Annotated in this window: 27 protein-coding genes, 1 tRNA gene and 1 pseudogene; 12 read left to right on the plus strand and 17 right to left on the minus strand. The window is 62.6% G+C overall.

All coding sequences use genetic code 11. The features are described from left to right. Positions 1-15 precede the first annotated feature (15 nt). Positions 16-404: pseudogene (locus BEN47_RS20170) on the minus strand (4Fe-4S binding protein); the annotation flags it as partial. 308 nt (positions 405-712) lie between these two features. Between BEN47_RS20170 and BEN47_RS06720 the strand changes: the two are divergent. Both BEN47_RS06720 and chrA read left to right on the plus strand, forming a co-directional pair. Then, entirely contained in the window at positions 713-958 is a 246-nt protein-coding gene (locus tag BEN47_RS06720) for a glycosyltransferase family protein (protein WP_070726537.1), read from the plus strand. A gap of 146 nt (positions 959-1,104) precedes the next feature. Then, positions 1,105-2,304 carry a chromate efflux transporter gene (chrA, locus tag BEN47_RS06725; RefSeq protein WP_070726606.1) on the plus strand — a complete coding sequence of 400 codons (1,200 nt, stop codon included), beginning with the start codon at positions 1,105-1,107 and terminating at the stop codon, positions 2,302-2,304. 199 nt (positions 2,305-2,503) lie between these two features. On the opposite strand, the gene BEN47_RS06730 is transcribed toward chrA, so the two are convergent. The 4 genes from BEN47_RS06730 to BEN47_RS06745 all read right to left on the minus strand — a co-directional run bounded on the left by BEN47_RS06730 (position 2,504) and on the right by BEN47_RS06745 (position 6,027). Continuing rightward, on the minus strand, positions 2,504-3,040 hold the full coding sequence (locus BEN47_RS06730) for a pyruvate kinase (protein WP_070726539.1): 537 nt from the start codon (positions 3,038-3,040) through the stop codon (positions 2,504-2,506). Positions 3,041-3,178: 138 nt separating this feature from the next. After that, complete coding sequence (locus BEN47_RS06735; RefSeq protein ID WP_070726608.1) at positions 3,179-3,487, minus strand: hypothetical protein; 309 nt, start codon at positions 3,485-3,487, stop codon at positions 3,179-3,181. A 91-nt stretch (positions 3,488-3,578) separates the two neighbouring features. Continuing rightward, positions 3,579-4,493: a universal stress protein gene (locus BEN47_RS06740; RefSeq protein ID WP_158010890.1), complete on the minus strand. Its 915-nt coding sequence runs from the start codon at positions 4,491-4,493 to the stop codon at positions 3,579-3,581. Between the two features lie 670 nt (positions 4,494-5,163). Continuing rightward, positions 5,164-6,027 (minus strand): universal stress protein, encoded by an 864-nt coding sequence (locus BEN47_RS06745; RefSeq protein WP_070726543.1) that lies wholly within the window; start codon positions 6,025-6,027, stop codon positions 5,164-5,166. A 64-nt stretch (positions 6,028-6,091) separates the two neighbouring features. On the opposite strand from BEN47_RS06745, the gene BEN47_RS06750 reads away from it, so the two are divergent. Then, positions 6,092-6,370 carry a hypothetical protein gene (locus BEN47_RS06750; protein ID WP_070726546.1) on the plus strand — a complete coding sequence of 93 codons (279 nt, stop codon included), beginning with the start codon at positions 6,092-6,094 and terminating at the stop codon, positions 6,368-6,370. Between the two features lie 283 nt (positions 6,371-6,653). Continuing rightward, the gene (locus BEN47_RS06755; RefSeq protein ID WP_204378284.1) at positions 6,654-7,505 is read left to right on the plus strand and encodes a carbonic anhydrase; all 852 of its coding nucleotides are present in this window, start codon (positions 6,654-6,656) and stop codon (positions 7,503-7,505) included. Positions 7,506-7,730: 225 nt separating this feature from the next. Here the strand turns inward: BEN47_RS06755 and BEN47_RS06760 are convergent, their stop codons facing one another. From BEN47_RS06760 to BEN47_RS06795, 8 genes are all read right to left on the minus strand, one after another. Continuing rightward, positions 7,731-8,027: an HPF/RaiA family ribosome-associated protein gene (locus BEN47_RS06760; RefSeq protein ID WP_070726548.1), complete on the minus strand. Its 297-nt coding sequence runs from the start codon at positions 8,025-8,027 to the stop codon at positions 7,731-7,733. Between the two features lie 323 nt (positions 8,028-8,350). Beyond that, a complete protein-coding gene (locus BEN47_RS06765; protein WP_070726550.1) occupies positions 8,351-9,553 on the minus strand; it encodes a baeRF7 domain-containing protein in 1,203 nt (400 codons plus the stop codon). 13 nt (positions 9,554-9,566) lie between these two features. Next, positions 9,567-9,905, minus strand: a complete 339-nt coding sequence (locus tag BEN47_RS06770; RefSeq protein WP_070726552.1) for a sigma-70 family RNA polymerase sigma factor — start codon at positions 9,903-9,905, stop codon at positions 9,567-9,569. A gap of 195 nt (positions 9,906-10,100) precedes the next feature. Then, on the minus strand, positions 10,101-11,054 hold the full coding sequence (locus BEN47_RS06775) for an HAEPLYID family protein (protein ID WP_204378285.1): 954 nt from the start codon (positions 11,052-11,054) through the stop codon (positions 10,101-10,103). Between the two features lie 114 nt (positions 11,055-11,168). After that, a complete protein-coding gene (locus BEN47_RS21360) occupies positions 11,169-11,444 on the minus strand; it encodes a sensor histidine kinase (protein WP_070726554.1) in 276 nt (91 codons plus the stop codon). Then, positions 11,399-12,178, minus strand: a complete 780-nt coding sequence (locus tag BEN47_RS06785; protein WP_158010892.1) for a histidine kinase dimerization/phospho-acceptor domain-containing protein — start codon at positions 12,176-12,178, stop codon at positions 11,399-11,401. The genes BEN47_RS21360 and BEN47_RS06785 overlap by 46 nt, the downstream gene beginning before the upstream one ends. After that, entirely contained in the window at positions 12,082-12,549 is a 468-nt protein-coding gene (locus tag BEN47_RS20870; protein WP_070726558.1) for a hypothetical protein, read from the minus strand. Before BEN47_RS20870 ends, BEN47_RS06785 begins: the two co-directional genes overlap by 97 nt. Next, positions 12,549-13,229, minus strand: coding sequence for a response regulator transcription factor (locus BEN47_RS06795; protein ID WP_070726615.1), 681 nt, complete (start codon positions 13,227-13,229; stop codon positions 12,549-12,551). The genes BEN47_RS20870 and BEN47_RS06795 overlap by 1 nt, the downstream gene beginning before the upstream one ends. 339 nt (positions 13,230-13,568) lie before the next feature. On the opposite strand from BEN47_RS06795, the gene BEN47_RS06800 reads away from it, so the two are divergent. Continuing rightward, positions 13,569-13,868 carry a hypothetical protein gene (locus BEN47_RS06800; protein WP_070726561.1) on the plus strand — a complete coding sequence of 100 codons (300 nt, stop codon included), beginning with the start codon at positions 13,569-13,571 and terminating at the stop codon, positions 13,866-13,868. A 64-nt stretch (positions 13,869-13,932) separates the two neighbouring features. Here the strand turns inward: BEN47_RS06800 and BEN47_RS06805 are convergent, their stop codons facing one another. Further along, positions 13,933-14,844 (minus strand): bestrophin family protein, encoded by a 912-nt coding sequence (locus BEN47_RS06805; protein WP_070726563.1) that lies wholly within the window; start codon positions 14,842-14,844, stop codon positions 13,933-13,935. A gap of 202 nt (positions 14,845-15,046) precedes the next feature. Further along, positions 15,047-15,277 carry a hypothetical protein gene (locus tag BEN47_RS06810; protein WP_125921548.1) on the minus strand — a complete coding sequence of 77 codons (231 nt, stop codon included), beginning with the start codon at positions 15,275-15,277 and terminating at the stop codon, positions 15,047-15,049. Between the two features lie 302 nt (positions 15,278-15,579). On the opposite strand from BEN47_RS06810, the gene BEN47_RS21365 reads away from it, so the two are divergent. Beyond that, the gene (locus tag BEN47_RS21365; RefSeq protein WP_158010894.1) at positions 15,580-15,750 is read left to right on the plus strand and encodes a hypothetical protein; all 171 of its coding nucleotides are present in this window, start codon (positions 15,580-15,582) and stop codon (positions 15,748-15,750) included. 604 nt (positions 15,751-16,354) lie between these two features. Next, on the plus strand, positions 16,355-16,708 hold the full coding sequence (locus tag BEN47_RS06820; protein ID WP_070726568.1) for a hypothetical protein: 354 nt from the start codon (positions 16,355-16,357) through the stop codon (positions 16,706-16,708). Between the two features lie 314 nt (positions 16,709-17,022). On the opposite strand, the gene BEN47_RS06825 is transcribed toward BEN47_RS06820, so the two are convergent. Together BEN47_RS06825 and BEN47_RS06830 are read right to left on the minus strand one after the other, a co-directional pair. Next, positions 17,023-17,096, minus strand: a tRNA-Arg gene (locus tag BEN47_RS06825). 107 nt (positions 17,097-17,203) lie between these two features. Then, a complete protein-coding gene (locus BEN47_RS06830; RefSeq protein WP_070726570.1) occupies positions 17,204-17,926 on the minus strand; it encodes a TVP38/TMEM64 family protein in 723 nt (240 codons plus the stop codon). 288 nt (positions 17,927-18,214) lie between these two features. Here BEN47_RS06830 and BEN47_RS06835 point away from each other — a divergent pair, with 288 nt between their 5' ends. The 5 genes from BEN47_RS06835 to BEN47_RS06855 all read left to right on the plus strand — a co-directional run bounded on the left by BEN47_RS06835 (position 18,215) and on the right by BEN47_RS06855 (position 22,379). Beyond that, the gene (locus BEN47_RS06835; protein WP_070726572.1) at positions 18,215-19,354 is read left to right on the plus strand and encodes a cystathionine gamma-synthase; all 1,140 of its coding nucleotides are present in this window, start codon (positions 18,215-18,217) and stop codon (positions 19,352-19,354) included. 158 nt (positions 19,355-19,512) lie between these two features. Continuing rightward, complete coding sequence (locus tag BEN47_RS06840) at positions 19,513-19,800, plus strand: LytTR family DNA-binding domain-containing protein (protein WP_070726574.1); 288 nt, start codon at positions 19,513-19,515, stop codon at positions 19,798-19,800. A gap of 168 nt (positions 19,801-19,968) precedes the next feature. Continuing rightward, positions 19,969-20,682, plus strand: coding sequence for an SIMPL domain-containing protein (locus tag BEN47_RS06845; protein ID WP_083322193.1), 714 nt, complete (start codon positions 19,969-19,971; stop codon positions 20,680-20,682). A gap of 243 nt (positions 20,683-20,925) precedes the next feature. After that, positions 20,926-21,756 (plus strand): metallophosphoesterase family protein, encoded by an 831-nt coding sequence (locus tag BEN47_RS06850; protein ID WP_070726578.1) that lies wholly within the window; start codon positions 20,926-20,928, stop codon positions 21,754-21,756. Beyond that, positions 21,756-22,379 carry a hypothetical protein gene (locus tag BEN47_RS06855; protein ID WP_070726580.1) on the plus strand — a complete coding sequence of 208 codons (624 nt, stop codon included), beginning with the start codon at positions 21,756-21,758 and terminating at the stop codon, positions 22,377-22,379. Before BEN47_RS06850 ends, BEN47_RS06855 begins: the two co-directional genes overlap by 1 nt. The last annotated feature ends 118 nt before the right edge of the window (positions 22,380-22,497 follow it).

Genomic DNA, 22,497 nt, shown 5'->3' on the forward strand with positions numbered 1-22,497 from the left:
TAATCAGCCGATGATTTAGCTTAAGATTCGCAACGAATCGGCGTGAATCAGCTGGGAGCCTTGGTAGCGGCCTTCGCGGGGGGCGTTTTCCAAGTTGAGCACGCCACGCGGGCAGGCCGTAGAGCACATGCCGCAGCCCACGCAGAACGCCCGGATGATGGCTCCCCGCGCTGGAGGTACTGCTTCACATCGATGCCCATTTCGCACACGTTGGAGCAGTTGCCGCACGAAATCCACTGGCCCCCGTTGGTGGTGATGCGGAAGCGCGAGAAGTGCTTTTGGAGCAGGCCCAGGTAGGCGGCCATGGGGCAGCCAAACCGGCACCACACCCACTACCCCATCAGCGGATAGAAACCCACCCCAATCACGCCCGAAAACACGGCCCCCATGGCAGAGCCATAGAGCCGCAGCGGTTGGGTAACGGCATTCAGGGCCGGCACTGCCCCCGAAGCGCCCGCCCAAAGCAGGGCCGTGAGAGCCACAATCAGCCCCAACACCGTGTAGATGATGCGCAGCAGCTGGTCGGTGCTGGGGTGCTGCCAGCAGAAGGTGCCCGTGCCGGCAGGCAGCTCGGCCGGCACCCGCCCGTAGGTGTGGTATTCGAGGTTAAAGAATTAGTTGAGTTGAACTACTGGCCGTGCCGGTAGGGCGTGGGCTGGCCGCAGATGGTGTGGGCCACTGTTGCGCCTAGCAGGTTGCTGGTGTACCAGAGTTGCCCCAGCAGCGCTTCGGCAACTGGCTGGGCACGCGCCTGCGCTACGGCGGCACCCACACCGACCTGGGTCCGTTCCGCGCCCTCCATACTGCTGCCCTCCACCGTCTGCACATGGCCGACAACACCTACGGCTGGACCGTGGAAATGCAGGTAAAAGCCGCCCTGGAGCCCTGGGTCCGCCCCGACGGCCCGGTACCAGGCCGGGCAGAGCTGGCCAACCCGCTGCACGAGCTGGTATCGTAGGCCCGGCGGGCCAGTGCCCGCAAACTTCCTGCTGCCCGCCATGTGCACTACCTGGCCCATGCGGCCGGGTGGTGTTTCTTTGTAGATTGAGCACCGAAGCCATTGGTCGGTTGACCGCCGCTTGCTTCACCCTAGCCAACCTTAGCATGTCCCTAGCTGCACCCACTTCGCTGGCCGAGTTGGCCGGACTGTTTCTACGCCTGGGTACCACCGCCTTTGGCGGGCCGGCCGCCCACGTGGCCCTGATGGAAGAGGAAGTGGTGCGCCGCCGGGGCTGGCTCACCCAGCAGCAGTTTCTGGATTTACTGAGCGCCACCAACCTGATTCCCGGCCCCAACTCTACGGAGCTGGCCATTCACATCGGCTACGAGCGCCGCGGCTGGAAGGGGCTGCTGGTGGCCGGTACCTGCTTTATTCTGCCGGCCATGCTCATCGTCATGGCCTTTGCCTGGGCCTACGTGCGCTTCGGCACGCTACCGGCCCTCACCGGCATCCTCTACGGGGTAAAGCCCGTGATAGTGGCCGTAGTGGCGCAGGCTCTCTGGAGCCTGGGCAAATCGGCCCTGCGCACCTGGCCGCTGCGGCTGGTGGGCGGGGCGGCTCTTGTGCTGGGCCTGCTCGGCGTGAACGAGCTGCTGTTGCTTTTTGCGGCAGGCCTGGCGACCGGGGCGTTGCGCTGGCCCACGCTGGCCCACAAAACCGTGCCGCCGGCCCTGCTCAAGCTGGTGGGCGCGGTGGCGGTGCTGGCGCTGCTGCCGCTACTGGTGGGCCTGGGGTCGGGCAATACGGCTACCGGGGCCGCCGCTCCGTTGGGGCTGCTGCCGCTGGGGCTGGCTTTCGTCAAAATCGGCTCAGTGCTGTACGGCAGTGGCTACGTGCTGCTGGCCTTCCTCGACGCCGACCTGGTGCAACGCTTCCACTGGCTCACCCAGGGCCAGCTGCTCGACGCCGTGGTGGTGGGGCAGGTGACGCCGGGGCCGGTGTTCACCACGGCTACCTTCGTGGGCTACGTGCTGCTGGGGTGGCGCGGGGCGCTGGTAGCCACGCTGGGCATTTTCCTCCCGGCCTTTGTTTTTGTGGGGCTGAGCATCAAGCTGGTGGCCCAGCTGCGCCAGTCGCCGCTGGCCGGGGCTTTCCTCGATGGACTGAATGCCGCGTCCTGGGCCCTGATGGCGGCCGTTTCGCTCACGCTGGCCCGCACCGCCCTGCTGGACCTGCCCACGGTGGCGCTGGCACTGGGCAGCGCATTTCTGCTGCTCCGCTACAAGGTCAATTCGGCTTGGCTGGTGCTGGGTGGGGCGGCGCTGGGCTATGGGCTGCAACAAGCCGGCCTGCTAGGGTTTTAGCGCTTCATTCTTTTGGTTTAAGCCTTCAGGCTGCGCATAACGGCCTTTCAAACACGGTTGCTTTTGTTTTATTGAGTGCCCGCTCCAAATTAAACAGGCAATATATTTGGTGCAACCTCTTGTTAACGAGTAAAAAAAACAACGGCTAACGGCTATCAGCTGAAAGCTAATGGCTGAGCACTTGCTTACCATTCTCGCGCTACTTCGGCAGGAACAGGCCGGCCACGTGCAGGCTCCGGAGCAGGGCACTTTTCTTGCTTTGATGGGCCTGCATCCGCCGCATGATGCCGCCCAGAACCTGCACAGCGGCTATTACCCGGGGGCCTTTGTTGAGCATAACGCACTCGGCCCGGTTGCCCATGGCGGCATCGGTTATTTCGGCCCGGGAAGGCGTGCCGCCGCTGGCCAGAGTTTCCAGCACCTGCGTGGCCCAGATAACGGGCACGTGAGCCGCCTCGCAAAGCCACAGCACCTCTTCCTGCACCTCCGCCAGGCGCTCAAAGCCGCACTCCACGGCCAGGTCGCCGCGGGCAATCATCACGCCGCAACTCTGGGCCTGCATGGCGCACAGCAGCAGCGCCGGCAGCTGCTCAAACCCCCGCCGGGTCTCAATCTTGAGCACAATGGGCAGCACCCGGCTGGTGAGCTGCCGCAGGTGCTGCCGGACCAGCTCGCCGCTGATTCGCTCGCTTTGGGGAAATGCCAGGCCGGAGCAGGCACTGATAAAGCTATCCATAGCAGCAGTGGCTTAATTCATAATCCGAACCCGGGACCGGAGTCAAGTAGTTGCTCACAAGCAAGCATATGCGCTGGCCCCACCGCTTTCCGCAGTCGGACCAGCGCCAGAGCCGTGATGGCCAGGGGCAAAGGGCAGCTAGGCGGTTTGCTCCCGAATGGCCCGGATAATGCGGTCGGCGGTCTCGTCGCTGGACACGCCGTAGCCGTTCACCAGCGTGCCTTTCAGGTTGAAGCGGGCAGAGGAAATGGCGTAGAGCACGGCTGAATCGGCCGGGTCGCTGGGGCCTTCGAAGCGGAAGTGCTGGTCCACCACAAACTCATGGGGAGCCAGTTGAATAGCCGAGCGTTGGCCGGCCAGGTAGTCTCCTTTCAGATTGAAGTCTTCGGTGTAGCCCTCGGCTTTGAGGTGGGCCAGCGTTTCCGAAAGCGTGAGGAGCGTGTGCATGGTCATAGCGGCGGGGAAAAAATTCAGGTCCGGGAGCAATACAGCTTACACTTACTGCTGCACTACCGATTAAAAGGCCGGGAGTCCCGCGTCAGGAGGCCGGCAGCAGACCGCTTATTACGGTGTTGGCATAGCCGGCAGCGGCGGCAAAGCTAGGCGCTTCGGCAACGGCCGCCGCCGCGGCGGTGGGTAGCACCAGCACCGGCACCTGCGCCTGCCGCAGCACCTCGTCGATAACGCTGCCGCCGAACAGCTTGCTTATCCATCCGTGGCCGGGGTCGAGCAGGACCAGCACGTCGGCCGATAGCTCCTTCACGGCCTGCTGCAGGCCGGCCGCGGGCTCTGCTGCCACCACCCGGTGTAGGGTGCTGCCGGCCAGGGCCGGGGTGAGGCCGCATTCCTGCGCAGCTGTGAGGCCGGCGTGGCCAGCATTGGGCTCATCGGTCGGGGCAACGGTAGTGGGCACCACGGCAGCATCCAGCGCCGCCAGGAGCGGGCCCAGAGCCAGGGCTTGGGGCGTGAGGGCAAAGGCGTGGTCGCGCACGGCCAGGGCCAGGCAGCGGGGCGGGCGCAGAGCCGCCACCGGCAGGTGCTGGGGCACCAGCAGCAGCGGGTAGCCCGTTTGGTGGGCCAGCGGCAGGGCGCGGTTGCTGAGCCATTCGTCCAGCAGGCCATCGGTGGCCGTGAGGCCGGCCACCATCAGCAGCGGCTGGTGCCGGGCCAGGGCCTCCTCCAGGGCCTCGTCCCAGGGCTGCGCCACGGTGGTGGCGGTGGCGGGCACGGGCATGGCGGCGGCTACTGCTTCCAGCGCGTGGCGCTCCCGCAGCAAGTTCCGGGCGTTGGTGGCGTGCATCACCTCGCCCACCCGCGCCGTCATGGGCGGAACGGGGGACATGTGCAGCAGGTGCACTTCGGCCCCCAGCGGGGCGGCCAGCACGGCGGCGTAGGCCCGGGCCTGCACGGCGGCAGGCGAGGCATCGGTGAGAACGAGCAGGTTGGGTCTCATAGCGAAGCGAATTGGGATGGAAAGAAGGCCCAGACGCCGGCACGCCTGGTGGCAGAGCGCGGCTTCTCGAATGGTCAGAAACTCGTCGAAGTTGCCCTGGGCGGTGACGCCAGCCAAGCAAACAGCGCCAGCACGAAGCCCCCCGATACGGGGACGGTTCCGAAGTTGCTGCCCCGCCGCATTTCGGAGTAGAAAGGGCCGGTGCAGGAAGACACGGATAGTAGCGAGGGGCCGGCGCAGCAAGGAGTTTTTCATGAAAAAAAGCCGTGTAGAAGGCCCTCAATAGAGGCGGGGCGCTAAAAGAAGGCAGCAAGTAGGCACAAGCAAAAGTCTCCCTTAGCCGCCGGCCGCGGCATGATGAGAATTGCCCGAAAGATTGATTTTCATCAAGCGCCGGTCAGCTATCCGTTGCTTCTACGAAGCAGGAAACAAAAAAACAAAAAGCCCCGACTGCCAGCTAGCCGGAAACCGGGGAGGACGCGCAGTGCGGCTTATCGGCGGGGCAGCGGTACCGGCGCTAGTCGCGTGGAGAGGTAGTGCAGGCGCACCCCAACCAGCGCCCCAACAAGCAGCGCCGAATACAGCAAAGCGGGAAACAGCATACAAGTGGGAAAAGAGGCTTGAAACAACCAGGGGTGAGGAAAAAAATGAATTTTGGCGAGCCTGCTGGTCAGCTCATCGGCGGCATGTAGTCGGGCTGGTCCGGGGCGTTGGCGGGCAGCAGCAGCACCGGCACGGGGCAGCTGTGCAGCACCTGCGCCGTGACGCTGCGATGAAACAGCCGGCCCAGAAAGCTGCGGGGCCGGGCAATGAGAATCAGCAGGTCGGCCTGCTCCTCGGCCACGGCGCGCAGCACTGCGGCGGCCGTGTCGTGGTCGGCATCTTCGTAAAGTGCCCCCGGCGCGGCCTGGGGCAGCAGCTTCCGCAGCGGCCCGCCGAGCTGGGCGTAGCGGCCGGGCTGCTCAACCCCGGCCGACGCCTTGCGAACGTGCATCACCGAAAACGTGGCCTGCCAGCTCGCCAGCAGCGGCGCCAGCGCCAGAGTGCTGGCATTAAGGGCGAAATAATCGTTATCGACGGCCACCAGCACGCGGCGCGGCCGGCCGGAGGGCAGGCTGGCTTCGGGCACCAGCAGCAGCGGCCGGTGGGTGGCGCGCAGCACGGGCAGCACGTGGTTGCGCAGCAGGTGGTCGAGTCCGTTCTGCTCGGGGCTCAGGCTCATGGCCAGCAGCAGCGGGTGGTAGCGCGCAATGGCTTCCTGCACGGCATCGTGCATGGGGGCCACCAGCACCGTGGCCTCGGCGGCCACGGGCAGGCGTTCGGCCATGGCCTGGAAGGCATCCTCGGCATCGGACTGCAGCTGGGGGAAGTAGGGCATCGCCACAAACGCCAGCTCGGAGGACAGCAAGGGCACTTGGTAAACGTTGACCAGCGCCAGGCGCACGTGCAGCAGCTCTCCCAGCACGGCGGCGTAGTGGGCAGCCCGCTCGGCCGCAGCAGAGAGGTCGACTAATACGACAAAGGAAGGCTGCATAGTATATTAGGTTGAATAATACAATATACAATATTAATAATATAATTTTCGGTGAGCACCCGATTTGGACCACTTCCTGACTACAATCGAGAAGTGCGATTACGACCGCCAAGCCGCCCTGTATCTTGACGTGCTAGGGGCCACGCGCCTCCTCATCATCGGCGTACAAAAGAAGACTCCGCACGAGGTGTGGCGCGTCGAGTTGACCACTACGCCCGGCCTCATCGAGCAGGGCCGCAAGAGGTACAACACCCTGCTACGCCACCACGCCCGGCAGGCCCATCAGCTGCCCGAGGCCCCCGTGCCGTTTGGAACGCCCGCGCCGTTGGCGCTGGCCGCCTAAATTTTCCGCGCGTTCTCTGGCTCGAAACCAGTATCCGACAGCTGCACCCCGACATCCAACGCATCTTCATCGGGGCGCGGACCGTATTGGGAGAACGGGACAATAGAGCTTGGCGCGGTGCGCCAGCCGTTCCCTTGCTTCGGCCGCCGCGCTGGCGGCCAAACCCCACGTTTTGGCCATTTCTTGATACCATTCCGACCAGGACTGTATGAACCCCACTTATCAAAACCAAAAACTTACGCCTTGGGCCCCAGCGGCGGTCTTATCTCGTTTCCGCCCTTGGGTGGCAGTCGGCCTGCTGTGGTGCTCGGCCTGCAACCCGGATGGGACTAGCCAACAGGCCGATACTTCGGCCACAACCAGCGGCGGGTTGGAGGAAGTCACAGCTGACCAGAAAAAGCGGGCCGACGCCGAGTTCGAAAAATCATTGACCGAAGTGAACCCGCGCTTGGCCGAAGCCATCCGCAAGGGCGCCACTATGGAGGAAATTGCGCAGCTCAAGGAGCCCATCGCCACCACCCCCGAGGACGCCCTGCGGCAGTTGAAGGTGGGCAATGCCCGCTTTTTTGACGGAACGGCGCGCCGGCCGGGGCTGGGGGTGAACCAGCGGCGGGCCCAGGTGCTTTCGCAAACGCCCTTTGCCGTGGTGCTGGGCTGCTCCGACAGCCGGGTGCCCATCGAACTGGTGTACGACCAAGGGCTGGGCGACCTGTTTGTGGTGCGGGTGGCCGGCAACCTCGCCGACCCGGGCACGCTGGGCAGCATCGAGTATGGCGTGCAACACCTCAAGTCGCACATCGTCGTGGTGATGGGGCACGAGGGCTGCGGGGCCATTGACGCGGCGCTGCTGCCCGCCGCCAAGCAACAGCAGGAGCCCGTCAACATCCGGCACCTGCTGGACCGCATCAGCCCCGCCCTGGCGGGAATACCCGAAATCCGGGACCCCAAATCGCGCAAGCGGGAAGCCGTGGTCCTGAATATCATGTACCAGAAAGAGCAGCTGAAGAAAAACCCCGTGGTGGCAGCCGCTATAAAGTCCGGCAAAATTATGGTGGTAGGGGCCTACTATAACATCAGCAGCGGCATTGTCGAATTCTACCAGGACCAGGGCCAGAACGTCTCGGCCGCCTTCTAGGCCTTGCTGCGCCGCTTGGCTGGGCGAGGTCCGGGAAACGGGAGCGCATCAAAAAGGGTGGGGCAGCTGGTTGTTTGGCCCAGCTGCCCCACCCTTTTTGATGCGCCCCTAAACGGATGTGGAGGGGGTACTACACTTTGGGTAGCTGTTTAGCCTCGTTCCCGACTTGCCAAATACACTTAACTATTTAGCAATAAGCACATTTAAGCAGGAGCGTTGACTTGGTTAGTCTACAAACTGGCGGCGCAGCTTATCGCTCGCGTCGCGCAGACCAGCCGCCCACGAGGAGCCGGTCCCTTCGGCAAACAAGTCGTTGCCGGGGATGCCCAGCCGCCACCGAACCGTTTTATTGTCGGTTGGATTGCTACCTTCTTCGCGCAGGTAGATGTCGGCAGCAACAATATCGCTCCGGAAGCGCATCACGCGGCGCAACTCGCTTTCTACCTGGCTAAGCAGCTCGGGCGTTTCGGAAAAACCAACCGTTTGCAGGTCCATCTTGATTGAATCGACGGTGTAATTCATTGGTGGAGGGGTTTTAGTGAAAGTTGAAAAAATACAAACAATGGGCCGGCTAGCGGTAAGTGGTCTTGTCAATATCCGGCTTGTCCGTGTTGCGGTTGGGGTTCATGACCCGTACCCCGGCCGCCGGGTCGTTGGGGCCGTCCGTGTACGTCTTTTTCAGCGCCAGCGTCTTGTCAAGCCCGTCTGCATCGCAGATTTTCTGTATGGCGGCCTTCGATTGGCCTTCCCCCGAGGGGTCGCCTTTTTGAATCGATGTTTTTCCCTGGGACGCGGTTTATGGTTTGGACATGCTGGTGACGCTCAAAGTCAACAGGCAATTCATCTTAAAACCGGTACAGGGCCGCAATCGTGACGGGTTGCTGATTATCCAATAAGTTCACTTCTTCCAGCGCGTACACCTCGCCGCCGTGGCGCAGGGTGAGCAGGGCAGCCTGGTCGATGAGCGATTCGTCGCCGTCACGGGCTTCGTCGTGGAAAGTTGCCGTCAGGGTTTCTTCGTTGAATCGGCCCCAGACCTGCGCGTCCTGCCGCAGAAACAGCACCTCGACACGCCCCGTCACCGCCGACTCCAGGATATGGCGCAGGTCGTGGGAAGTCAGGGCGCCCCCGCTGCTGTTCTGGTACTGACTGATGCGCTGCTGACAAGTTTTTCCGAAATAATCGGTGAGTTGCTCGTTGGCCTGCCGGTGCATCTCTTCGGGCTGCACGTGGTCGAAATTGCCAGTCAGCCCGCCCTCTTGCAGGTGGGGATACGAGTTGATGGACCGGTAGATGGGCTGGTAGTAGGCAACCGAAGCCAATAGCAGCGGCACTTTTTGGGTGCCCATAAGGCCCATGATGGCCTTATCGACAAGCCGGAAATAATCAGCCAGCAGGTGGTTCTTGTTCTTCTGGTCTTCGTTCGAGTCGTCGCTGGTATACATCGCCATCCCACTGCCCCGGCCCTGCGCGCTGGAACCAAGCCCACCTCCGCCCGTGGAACGCCCCTGCAGCTCTTCCTCGAAGTCGTAGTATTTGGTCACTTCTTCCAAACCGGCCGGCATTACGCCGGCTGTGTCGACGACGGCCATCGAATACGCGTCGGCATGATACAGGACAACTTCCTTTTTGCCGATTTGCAGCAGGTAGTAGCGCGCGGCGGGCTGTACGTAGGGCAGCAGTGGCCGCATCTGAAACGTGGATGCCAGGTAGTGCACATCCGCCAGCGGCAGGGGGCTGTCGAAGGTGGCAAAGAAGTCGGGGCTGCGAAACAGCGCCAGCCCTTCGGTGCGGTGGCGCCAGAACTGCGGGTCGTCCAGGAGGGATTCCAGGGGCTGCATCAAATCGTCGATGTCGTTGCTGCGCAGCGCCTGCGCTTTCAGCTCAAGCCGAATCGTTTGCAGATGATTCTTCAGCACGATGGCGTCGCGCCCGTCGAGGACCTGCTTGCCCCGGCGATGGGTAGGAATAAAAATGGAAATCGAGTGGGGGTGGGTGCGACTTGTCAAATCTAGTAAAACCTCTTTGTCAAAATTCGAAGATGTCATGGCAGTATATTGATTAAGAGCAAGATAGAGTAAGCAGCTTTTTGCTGCGCAGAAAGTCAATGCAGCGGTTTGTGGCAATGCGAAATAGCCAGGGGCTGAATGCGTACTCGGCCCGGAAGCGCGGCAGAAACTGGAAAGCTTTGGCAAACGCCTCGATGGTGATGTCCTCGGCCTCGTCGGCGTTGCGCACTATTCGCAGCACAAGGTGGTACACCGACCGGTGGTAGCTGTGCAGTAGCAGCTCATACGCTTTGTCGCTGCCTGCCAGCGCCGCCCGAATCAGCGCCAAGTCCTGCAGGGCCCGTGCGGACAGCTTGCGGTTGTTTTCGGGGTCGTTGGTGGGCAGGGGCATGGAGTGGCGGTTAGGTGGTCCCCGACGCTGCGCAGCAGCGGGGGGCGGAGCGAGAAACGAGCGGTTTCCTCAGTGCCAGAGGATGCACATAGCTGGTCCGGTATACGCTGATTGCCGGGCTGTTGCCGATTAAAAAACATTAAAATCCCCCGCTCTCGGCAAGCCAGGGCCTCGCTGGCACCCGCCCTCCTGCGGTTAGCGGTGTTTGTGGCCGGGCTCGTAAATCAGGCGGATGAAGGAGCTGAGGCCTTCTTCGCCCCGGTTAATTGGAATGCCGCCCACGATGCCCACCAGCAGGTTGTCGGCCACGCCCACGCGCATCTGGGGGCGGATGGTCATGTCGAACCCGGTGCCCGACCAGAGCTTGTTGAACTCCGCCCCCAGGAAGTTGCGCGTGCCGGGTATCATGTAGTGCAGGCTGGTGTTGTGCTGGTAGCTCCAGTGCGTGGGCCCAGCAAACTGCTGGCTGGCAATGGGGCCGGTGTAGATGAGAGAATGAAAATTGCTGCCCCAGCGTTTGGCCGCCACCAGAAATGGGCTGTAGCCGTTGCCCGTGACGGGGCGCCGGCCCAGCCGGTCAAAGCTGTTCATTTCCAGTTCGTTGATGTAGCCAACGGCCATGGACGTCTGGTGCTTTGCCGACACGTAGAACGAGTACTGAAAGGCGGTTTTTAAGCCGTTGACCCGGCTGCGCGGCCGTTCGCGGCCGTTGTTGCGCGAGTTGGAATTGAACGTCAGCGGAACTTCCACTTCCAGCCCGAGGCGGTTGACGGGGGCCCACTCGTATTCCACCAACACCTGGTGGCTGTCGTAGCTCAGGTTGTCGGTCAGGCCCAAGCCCACGTTCCATTCCTGCTCGCCCTTGCGTGCGCCTAGGTCCCGAATCAGGTCAATGTACAAGGGTTCGGCGTGTAGCACCTTGTCGGGCTCCCGGGCGTCCTCCACCTCCGTAATGTATTGGTCGTCGGCCCGTTCGGACTGCCGGATACGGCTGCTTGAATCCGGTGCGGTGGGCTGTTGCGCCCGGGCCAGCGTCGGCAGCAGCCATACCAGCAGGGTGGCCAGGAAAATACGAATGCCCGGGTGCGGCGGCGACTGCGGGTCTGGTTGAGAAAATAGGTGGGCCGGGGAATGGAAATGCAACAACATGGGGTAAAGTAGAACGCGCGGAATAAGCCGGAGCAGGTAATGCCGCCGCTCCGTACCGTCCCGCAAAGCTCCGGCCCCGGCATTACAACGGGATGAATACCACATTAAAACTCATTAAAAAGCGCCCTGGCCGGCCGTGGGCAGGGTCAGCACCGCTGCCGTACCGCTGCCGCCGGGTGCCGGGCGCAGGGCTACCTGGCCGCCGTGCAGCTCCAGCACTTTGCGCGCCACGGCCAGCCCGATGCCGTGGCCGGGCCGGTGCTGCCCGCTGGGCCCACGGTACAGCGGCTCAAAAGCCCGCAGCTGCTCCTCTGCCGTCAGGCCCGGCCCCTGGTCGTTCACGGTCAGCCGTAGCAGCCGGCCGGTAGCGTATTCCAGCGTGACGGCCACGGGCGGCCGGAGAATTTCAGGGCATTGTCGAGCACGTTGAGCACGGCCGTGGTCAGCAGCTGGGCGTTGCCACGCACGGCGTAGCCCTCCTCGGCCTCGTCGGGAATGGCGCCCAGGGTGAAGTGCACCGGCTGGGCGGGGTAGTGGGCCCGGCAGTAGGCCAGGGCCTGTAGCAGGCACTCGTCGAGCTGCACGGTTTCGCCGGTGAAGGTGGACTCGTCGGCGCGGGCCAGGGCCAGCAGGCCGTTGACCAGCGCGATGAGCTTGCGGATTTCCTGCACGGCCACCTCGATGCTGCCCTGGGCGTCGGGCAGGGTGCGGTCGTAGTCGGCGGCCGTTTCCAGGGTGCCCAGCAGCGTGGTGAGCGGCGTGCGCAGCTCGTGCGAGGCGTGGGCCACAAAGCTGCGCTGCGCGGTAAAGGACTCTTCCAGCCGGTCGAGCATCTGGTTGAAGGTGGCGGCCAGCTCGGCAATTTCGTCGGTGCCGTTGCCCTCGCTTAGGCGCAGGCTCAGGCGCTCGGCCGTGATGCGCCGCACCTGCCGCACCACCGCGCGCATGGGTGCCAGGGCCTGCCCGGCAAAGTGGCGCCCGGCCAGTACGCTCAGGGCCAGCGCCCCCACGATGCCGGCCAGCAGAATCAGGCGCAGCCGGTTGAGCAGCTGGAAGCCTTCCACGTCCACGCCGCCGGCAAACACGGTGTAGGAGCGACCCTCGTTGCGGAAGGCAATGCCCACCGTCTCGCCGTCGCGTCCTGAAAGCGCACCGACTGCCCGGACTGTACATTGGGCCGCTGGGCGCGGTGCAGCCGCAGGCTCTGCGCGTCGGCGCTGGTGTAAAGCAGCCGCCCGTCGGGGCCGAAGACGCTGAGCTGCTCGGCGGCCACGCCCGGCACGTCGCGGGGCCGGAAGGCGCGCAGGTAGGCGGGGTTGAGCTGCTGCTGGCGCACCAGCAGCCGGGCCGACAACCCGGCCTCGGCCTGCAGCTGCCCGGCGAAGCGCTGCTCGCGGGCCGTGGCAAACAGCCACGACACGAACCCGGCAAAGAGCAGCTGAATCAGGAGCACGAGCAGAGTGAAGCGCAGGGTGAGGCGGGCCCGGATTAGCATCAGTCCTCGCGCATTTCGTAGCCCATGCCCACCACGGTATGAATCAGCTTGGTTTCGTGGTCTTTGTCAATCTTCTTGCGCAAATGGCTCACGTACACGTCGATGACATTGGTAGTGGTGTCGAAGTTGAGGTCCCAGACCTTCTGGGTGATGTCTGCCCGGGACACAACCTTGCCGCGGTGCAGCATCAGAAATTCCAGCAGCGCGTACTCGCGGGTGGTGAGCACAATGCGCTGGCCCGCCCGGGTCACCCGCTTGGCGTCGAGGTTCACCTCCAAGTCGCCCAGGCGCAGCACGTGCCGCTCGGCGGTGCCGGCGGCGGCGTTGCGGCGGGTGAGGGCGCGGGCCCGCAGCAGCAGCTCGCGGAAGGCAAAGGGCTTGGCCAGGTAGTCGTCGGCTCCGGCTTCAAAACCCTTCACTTTGTCATCGAGCGAGTCGAGGGCCGTGAGCATCAGCACCGGCACGTTGGGCTGCGCAGTCCGGGCCTCGCGGCACAGCTCGAAGCCGTTGACATGAGGCAGGTTCACGTCGAGGATGACCAGGTCGTAGCGGTGCTGGCGAAGCATCGACTGGCCCACCAGCCCGTCGTAGGCCACGCTCAGCTCGTAGCCTTCGTGGAGGAAACCCTTGCGAATGAACTGGGCCAGGGCCTGCTCGTCTTCAACCAGGAGTACTTGCATGGCGGGGTGAAATAGGTAGCCGGACATTTCCGGCAGTGGATGCACCAACAAAGAACGCCCCCCGCCACCTGCGGAGGGATTAAATCTTGTTAAAAATGGCGGCGGTCCGGGGTTTCGGGCGCTGGTTGCCTGGGCGGGGCGAACGGCTGTTTTTTGCTCGCCCTAAGGGCTATACGTGGCCTTTCCTTGATTGATGTTATCGCAAACCAGGCCGCCAGGTCAGCAAATGCCGGTTGGCAGGCTGGGCCAGGGCGGAATACCTTGCCCCGCCCCGGCCGTACGAACACAGAGTTTGCTTGCCCTGCCCGCAGGGGTGCCCCCGTTGCTCATCTCTCGCCCATGCTCATTGCCGCCTACACCTGCCTGCCCCTGGCGTTGCAAGCGCACGTCGCCGCCGACCTGCGCGCCGAAGTCTACGCCCACACCGCCGCCGCGCCCGCGGGTTACGACCAGCAGTGTCAGGAGCTGCTGAACGCCCTCAACCCGGTGCTGACCTGGGACCCGGCCGCCAACACGCTGGTGCTGTCCATCGACGGCAACGAGGTGCCCCGCCACGACGCCGTCAAGACCGCCCTGTATCAGCCCCGGGCCCATGAGTTTGACGCCGCCGGCTGGCTGCTGCGCCACCGCCTGTTTTAGCCACGGCGCCCCGCCGGGGAAAGCCCAGCCGCCCTAGGGGGTGCCGGCCCCGGCTGGCCGGCACTTACATCAGGTAGAATGCTTCGGGAGCCACCGGTTGGGGAATTTCGCGCTCCTGCAACAGTTGCTTGAGGTTAATCTCCACGGTGCGGGCAATGGCCGTGACCGGGGTGTCGGTGGGCTGGTTGTTGAAGGGGTCCTGCAGGTAGCGGGCGGTGCGCTCCAGCAGAAAAAAGGTGGAAGCAATGGCCAGCAGCACCGGGATTTCCCACAGCCCAATGGTTTCCACCAGCCCCAGCGAGAGGGTGAACAGAAATAGGTAGATGAGGAAATACACCAGCAGCCGGTAGCTGGCCGGAAATACCGTGCTCTTAATGCGTTCGGCCCGGCCCATCGAATCGCACAGGCGCACCAGGGTGGTGTCGAGCTGCACCTGCTGAAAGGGGTTGAGGGCTTGCTGCTCGAAAAGCGACTTTATCTGGCGGGTGTGCAGGGCCAGCAAGCCCAAAGACTTGTTGGTGTGCGCGCCCAGGTAGGCCAGCTCCGCCGCGGGCAGGTAGGCGGCAAGCGTGGCCAGCGGGTCGAGCCCGCGCAGCGATTGGCCCAGGCAGTAGCACCAGGCAATCTGGCGGTAGGCCACCGCCCGCAGGGGCGAATCCGCGTCGTCGGGACGAAGCAGGCTGTCTGGCACGAAGCCGCTGACTTGGAGCACTAACGTGCGCGAGTCGTTGACGATGCTGCCCCAAATCTTGCGGGCTTCCCACCACCGGTCGTACGACTGGCTGATTTTAAAGGCCAGCAGCAGCGAGATGGACCCACCCAGAATGGTGGGCAATTGCAAGGGGATTGGCGGCAATTGCTCCCCAACGAACTGTTTTAGGACCTGAAAGAATACGGAAATGAGCAGCACCCGCAGTACATCCGGCAGAATGCGCTTGAAGATGTAGGAAATCGGCAGGTTGATGTCGAGGAGCATATGGGCGACTTCTAGTAGAGTATCAAAAAGGCTGAGGCAATCGGTCAGTGTTTAAGGCAAGATGCGAGGAACTGCTGGTTGGGTTATTGCTTTCACCAACAACTACGACTTTAAGACTTTACGAGTTAACCCAGCTCAGCACCCGCAGGGTTTGCCGGTCAAAGGGGTAATGGCGCCGCCGCAGTACCAGCGGCAAAGCCACCTACGCCCAGCGGGCCAGCAGGACCACCGCAAGCCACCGCCCCCTGCGCCCGTCCCCCGGCGCGGCCAGTACCGCGGCGGGCGTCGCCAGCTGAACGGCCGCTGGCACATCCACCTGCACGCGGGCCGCCACATTGGGCATGAACTCCTTGGCGTAGTTCTGCCGGCATTCGGCCGCATCCAACTCGCACACGCCGCCCTGGTAGAAGCTGCCGAGCAATAGCGTAAGCAAGCGCAACAAGTGGCGGGTGAACATCGACGGCTGGGAAGCTTCCCCCAAAGGTATCCAGAACCTGACCGGAGCCTGGCACAAAATAACCGGCCCCCGTAACGGGAGTCGGCGATTCGGTACGGTTTTAGCCGCCTCCACTGTCCCAGGAGCAGCAACCCCTTTTAATCTTTCACTTGCTCAGGTGCCTTCTCCAAGGCCACGGCAAGTGCCTCGGATGCAGGCGGGATGATGGGCGTACCCGTCAAGGCTTCCCCAATAAGCGGGTTGGGGGGCAGTTCCTGCCCGCCGTTCCCATCCGGCCCATGGCTGAAGAGCACCGCTTCCTCGCCGGGCGTGCTTTGCGCCAGGTGGTCTACCAGCACTTCCTGTCCGCTGTTGGCGTGCAGCGCCAGGCTACTACCGCCTGGTTGGCCAGCGAAGCGCTGTTGATGGGCAAAATGCCCAGCGGAGCGGCTACCACGGCGTTGATGTAGGTCAGCGTCTCCATGTCCAACTCCGACGCGGCAAACACCACCTCAAAGTGGGGAGCGCCCGGCCAGCGGCAATGCCGCTGGCCGGGTTCAGCGCCGGAATGTTCATCGTCACATCCGCGCCGGCCCCCGTCACTTCATAGGGGAAGTACATGGTCTGGCCGATGCCCCGTTGAAGTCGAAACCGAGCAACGGAGCCGAATTGCTGGCGTCAAAGACGCGCTGGTCCCGGTCGTTGGTGTCGCCGAGGCCGATGCCTGGCGGCGGGCGATGGCCATGCTCAGCCAGTTCGGGCTAACCCCAGCCAGTCGTTCCAAAGTGAGTGCCCTGGGGGAGGAAGGCGAGCAAGACCTGTTTGATTCCTTCCAACCGTCATCACTCCGAACGCGGCCGGTGCGCGCGCCCCTTTTTGTAAAACTGCCTTTATTGCGCAGAACCCAAAATCACGAAATTGTCAGCCAAGTAGCTGCCCAATACGGAGCCTGCGTAATTTTCTGGTTTCTTCCTCGTTGTTGCCAGTGATAACCCTTTGGGTCCAATTTTGCCCGGGCGACGGGCGTGTCAGGGCTGAGGGATAACAATATAAATTCATAACAGTTAATCATTCATGAGTAAGGAGTATACCCTGTGGAAATCCGAACTGCGGGAGGCCCTTTGCCGCTTGCGCCACATTGATTTTCACCTGGGCCACGGAGATGTAGGCCCCGAAAGCCACGGGGACAACTTTCGGGAAGCCCTGGGCCTTTTATACACAGACGGCCGGTTCGAACAGTTTTTCGCGTTACGAGCACGGCAACAAGCCGGGTTGAGCGAGGAAACCGAACAGAAGCTACAGGAGCTCAAGGCGCTCCTCGACGGCTTTGACGAACCCGACACCGATGCCGGCATCATGGCCGACCCGCAGTGGCATAGGATTTTGCAGAAGGCGCGGGCAATGGACGGCCTCCTGGCGCCGAATTGAATCACGATGAACCTTAAGGGATGCCCGCCAACAGTTACTTGAAAGGCTAACGGCTGTTTCTCACTTGACCGAGCACGACCAGCCCGGACTCCAAAACAAGAAAGCCTCGCGCCCTCGACTGAGGAACGCGGGGCTTTTGCCTTTTGGCAGAGATGGCAACTACAACCTTTCGGGCTGAAACAAAGACAAGCAGGCCACCGGAAAGCACCCACCCGCGCTGTCCACCACCGGGCGGGAAAGTGAAGGCGTGTACCCCTACGCGTACCCTTGAAATATAAAAAAAAGCTCTTTACGATACCGTAAAGAGCTTTTCGTGGTCGTGTAAGGAGTCGAACCTTAAACCTTCTGATTCGTAGTCAGATGCTCTATCCAATTGAGCTACACAACCATTTCCCGTGATGGGACCGCAAAGGTAAGAGCAAAAAATGCGGCTGCACAAGCCAGGGGCACATATTTCGCAAATATTTTTTTACAAAACACGCAAACCGCTCTAAATCAGGCTTGGTTTGAGGCCGCGGCGGCGCCTTTGTTGAGGGCACGTTTCAGGGCTTGGTTGAACAGGTAGTAGAGCCCGAAGAACGAGGCCGCCACCAGGACAAAGAGCAGCAGTTTGCCGGTGGTGCCGGTACCGGGGTCTTTGAGTAGCGCGAAAACGTCCTGTGCCTTGGTGCCGAGCCAGTAGAAAAACAGGCTGCGCGGTAGCATGCCCGCGATGGAGGCCAGCAGAAACGGCCAGCGCCGCACCCGCATAATGGCCAGCACAAAGGTCATGAGGGCAAACGGGGTGACGGGCGACACGCGGGTGAGAAAGATGAGCTGCCAGCTGTCGGTTTTCAGTTCTTTCATCACCGCGTCCACCTTCGGGAAATGGCTCAGGAAGCCAAGCATCTTGCCGTGGTCGAGCATGGTGGCTATCTGGTAGCCAGTGAGGGCCGCCAGTGCGTAGGCCACCACCATGCCCGGAAAGCCGCTCCAGCCCAGGTAGAAGCCCGTGACCAGCACCACCGCCGTGGTATTTACCAGGGAAAAGGCCATGGCCACGCCCACCAGCACGAAGTAGAGCAGGCTCTGGCCGGTGGTGAGGTTCTCCAGGAACTGCTGGTTTTGGTAGAGGATGAACGTGAGCGACGAGCTGCCCACGATGGGCACCGCCACCAGCAGCAGCATGGACAACAGGGTAGAAAAGTTCTTTTGGAAAAGCTCGCGCAGGAATTTCATAAGGCAACGAAGGTAGGGGCGGGGCCGCTCCGCCGGAGCCGGGAAGCTCCACGGCGGGCGGCCCGTCCCAGACCTGTACGCACCGCGTGGCTTGTTGGCTGTTTGGTGGGGCAAACGCGGAGGGCAGCATGCACGTCATACATAGCCTGCAACCAGGCCAAGAGCCGAGCATAACCTTAGCCCCGCGTTTGGGCTTTGCCTTGGCCGGGCTCCGTAACTTGCCGGCCCAAAGCGGCTGGCCCCGGCCGGCTGCTTGCTATTTCTCGTCAAATTCCCGCTTCGTTTCTTATGAAATTCGCCACCAAAGCCATTCACGCCGGCGTGCACCCGGACCCCGCTACGGGCGCCATCATGACGCCCATTTACCAAACCTCGACCTACGTGCAGTCCTCGCCCGGTAAGAACATGGGCTACGAGTACTCGCGCACCCACAACCCCACCCGTACCCAGCTGCAAAACGCCATGGCCGCGCTGGACAACGGCAAGCACGGCCTGGCCTTTGCCTCCGGCATGGCCGCCATCGACTGCGTGGCCAAGCTGCTGCAGCCCGGCGACGAGGTGATTTCGACCAACGACCTCTACGGTGGTTCCTACCGCATTTTCACCAAAGTATATGAGCCGCTGGGCATCAAATTCCACTTTGTGCCCATGCACGACATGGAAGCCGTGCGCGCCGTGGCCGGCCCCAAGACCAAGCTGATTTGGGTGGAAACCCCCACCAACCCGCTGCTCAACGTCATCGACATCGCGGCCGCGGCCGCCGTGGCCAAGGAGTGCGGCGCCCTGCTGGCCGTGGACAACACCTTCAGCACGCCCTACCTGCAAACGCCCATGGACCTGGGCGCGGATATCGTGATGTACTCGCTGACCAAGTACATGGCCGGCCACTCCGACACCGTGATGGGCGCCCTGGTGGTGAACGACGACGAGCTGCACGAGCGGCTGAGCTTCTACCAGAATGCCTGCGGCGGCACGCCCGGCCCCCAGGACTGCTTCCTGGTGCTGCGCGGCCTCAAAACCCTGCACATCCGCATGCAGCGCCACTGCGAAAACGGCCGCGCCGTGGCCGAATACCTGCGCCAGCACCCCAAAGTGGAAAAAGTGTACTGGCCCGGTTTTGAGAACCACCCCAACCACGCCATTGCGGCCAAGCAGATGCGCGACTTCGGCGGCATGATTTCCTTCGTGCTGAAGGGCGACCGCCAGGAAGACGCCATTGCCGTGCTGGAGAAATTCCAGTACTTCACCCTGGCCGAGAGCCTGGGCGGCGTGGAAAGCCTCAGCGGCCACCCTGCCAGCATGACGCACGCCAGCATTCCGGCCGAGCAGCGCCGCAAGTCTGGCCTGAGCGACTCGCTCATTCGCCTGAGCGTGGGCATTGAGGACGCCGAGGACCTGATTGAGGACCTGGCCCAGGCCATTGGGTAACCACGAAAGCGTTTGGTTTGAACGAGTGCCTCGGAGAGCTTCTCCGGGGCATTTGTGCTGATGGGGCCTTCGGTTCGGCGGGATTTGCGCCCGTTTGCGGGGCAGAGTCACCGTTGGCAGGAAATGCCTTTGGGGCCGGTAGGGGCGGGGGTAGGTTTGTGCGGCTGGCCGAGGTGCGCCTCTTCAAAATCAACGGCAGCTACACCCAGATTTACTTCGACCAGCACCGCCCGCACAATTCCACGCACGCTGGCCCAGCCCGAAGCCCGCTTCGACCCCAAAGTGTTTTTCGGGCCAACCGCCAGCAGATTGTCAACCTGAATTTCGTGGCCGGCGTCGAGCCTTGGTTCAGCCACAGCCTGCGCCTGACCCTGCGCGGCGGCGCCGAAGTGGTGGCAGTGTCGCACCAGCAGTCGGTGCGCCTCCGGGAACTGCTGAGCTTGTGAAGTGAAGGGTTGGGGAGGTCCCTGTAGGGTCAGGTCTTTAATGGATGGCTGCCGTGGGCTGATGGGGCGACTTGCGGACTGGATTTATATGAAAAACGCCGGACTGCCGTTGTGAATGGCCCCCGGCTTTTACATTTAGCCCCGACTTCACGCCTAATTCCGCTTAATATGCGTTGCCTTTTTCTGCTATTTCTACCACTTGCGCACCTTTCGGCCGCTCAGGCGGTGGCGCCTTCGCTGGCTCATACCATCATGGTGCGCGGCACGGCCGAGCAGGAGCTGGACCCCGAAAGGTTGGATTTGCTGCTCACGTACCGGTTTTCGGACAACGTGAAAGAAAGCGGCCGCACCCAGGAGCAGGAGCAAGGCCTGCAGCAAGTGCTGAAACAGGCCGGCATCGCGCCTGAAAAACTGGTGCTGGAAGAACTGAGTGCCAGCGGCTACGGCGGCATGTCAAAAACCGTCAACGCCACCGTAGCCCTCATCAAAGTCTACCGCCTGACGTTGGATAACCCCAAAATCCTGAACAGCCTGATTCCCCAGCTGGTGCAGACCGGCGCCGACAACCTGCGGGTGGTTAACCTGGAAAGCAGCCGGATGGACGCCACTAAGCTGGAGGTAGCCGGCCGGGCCGCCGCCGCCGCCCGCCAGAAAGCACAAATTGTGGTGAAGCAAGCCGGCGGGCAGTTGGGCAACGTGGTAACAGCCGTAGAGGTCCTGCCTTACAACGCCGGCGACAGCCAACTCGCCGAATTTCGCACAGCCGCTTACGCATCGAAAAACAAGGCCGGCGGCGATGGCAGCGGCGGCGACATAGCCACTCCCAACCTGCGCAAAATCAAGGTGCAGGCGGTATACGACGTGGTATTTGAAGTGAAGTAGCTGCTGTTGCGCGGTTGCATGCCCGCCCTACCACTGCGTGATGTCAGTAAAGTAATTCGGGGGCTAATGCGCCTATGATTGTCTGGGGGGCTGGTGCTTCCTGGACTTCCTGTGCACGTGCTGGAAATGAGTTGACACAAAGGGCGCGTGCAAATAAGAATTCTGTTTCCAAACCAGCAGTAGCGGGAAGTCGTTACTGGTATTATTTACTGTGCTTCCCGGTTCTGTGCCGGTGTTATTTTTATGCGCTCACCTACTACCCTGCGCCGGTGGTTCCGCATAGTGCCCGTTGTGGCCCTGCTGGGACTGGCCGGCTGCGATATGCTGGAATTCAGCCCCAGCGACCACCGCGTGCCGGAGGAGTTCACCCGCCTCACCGAGAAAAACCTGGCCAAGCTGCAAGCCCGGCCCCTGGCTGCCGGCGACACCCTGCGGTTTGTGTTCACCGGCGATTCGCAGAAATTCTACGATGAAGCCGAGGAGCTTGTGAAAAGCGTGAATCAACAGCCGGGCATCTCGTTTCTGTTCGTAGCCGGCGATATTTCCGATTTCGGGCTGGCCCGTGAACTGCGCTGGGTGGACGAGAAGCTGCGCCGCCTCAAGGTGCCGTACCTGACCGTGGTGGGCAACCACGACCTGGTGGGCAACGGCCGCGAAGCCTACCAGCACGTCTACGGACCGCTGAACTACTCCTTCGTGTACGGCGATACCAAGTTTGTGCTCATCGACACCAATAGCCGCGAGTACAATTTCAACCACCAGGTGCCGGACATAAACTGGCTGCAAACCCAGCTCGCCAGCCTCGACGGGGCCCGGCGGCAGGTGGTGATGGCGCACGTGCCGCCCGACAACTCCGACTTCGACCCCACGCTGGAAATCCCCTTCGCGCGCGCCCTGGGCACTGCCCCCAACGTGGTGCTGGGCCTGAGCGGCCACAACCACGCCTACCGCATCGGCGAATACTACGACGACGGCGTGACCTATGTCAATTCCGACGCCTTTTCCGAGCATTCCTACGTGGTGGTGACCATGTGGGGCGACCGGCAGTTTCGCATCAAACGAGTCGAGTTCTAATGAAACGCTTCTTACTTGCCGTCCTGCTGCTGCCTGGGCTGGGAGCCCACGCGGCCACCCTGCCCGATACCAGTGCCGCTGCCGTGCCTCCCGCTCCCCGCAAGTGGTGGCGGCCCACCCACCTGCTGCTGCAAACCGGCGGCGGCCTGGGCCAGGTAGCCGCCGGCGCAGGCTACGCGCTGGCCAAAAACCGCCTCGAAACCGATGTGCTGCTCGGCTACGTACCCCGGAAATACGCCGGCTCCACCCTCAGCGTAGCGTCGCTCAAAGTCATGTACTCGCCGTACCGCCTGCAAGTGGCCCCCAAGGTGCAGGTGCTGCCCCTGACGGTGGGCGCGTACGTCAGCTATGCGCACGGCATCATCAACGACGGGGTGCGGGGCCAGTATCCCAGGGACTACTACTGGTTTTCGAGGAACACCCGGGTGGGGCCCCTGCTGGGCGGCCGGGTTACGTATCTGGCGCCGCCACTGGCGGCCACGGGGCAGCCCCGCAGGCTCTCGGCCTACTACGAGCTGGGCACCAACGACCTGTACATAGCCAGTTTCTTTGGCAACCTGAAAGGCGGCTTGGGCTTTGGGAAAATCCTCACCTTGGCGCTGGGAGTGAAGGCGGATTTCTAACGGCCGCGCGGTGCTGAGTAGTAGGAAGTGAGCTTTTTTTAAGTGGTGGCGCATAGGCAAGCCCGGAGCCTGCGCTTGCTACGGGCAACTTTTTAAGTAGCTATTCCATAGCATAATA

The sequence above is a fragment of the Hymenobacter lapidarius genome (genome assembly GCF_001816145.1).
GTDB lineage: Bacteria > Bacteroidota > Bacteroidia > Cytophagales > Hymenobacteraceae > Hymenobacter > Hymenobacter lapidarius.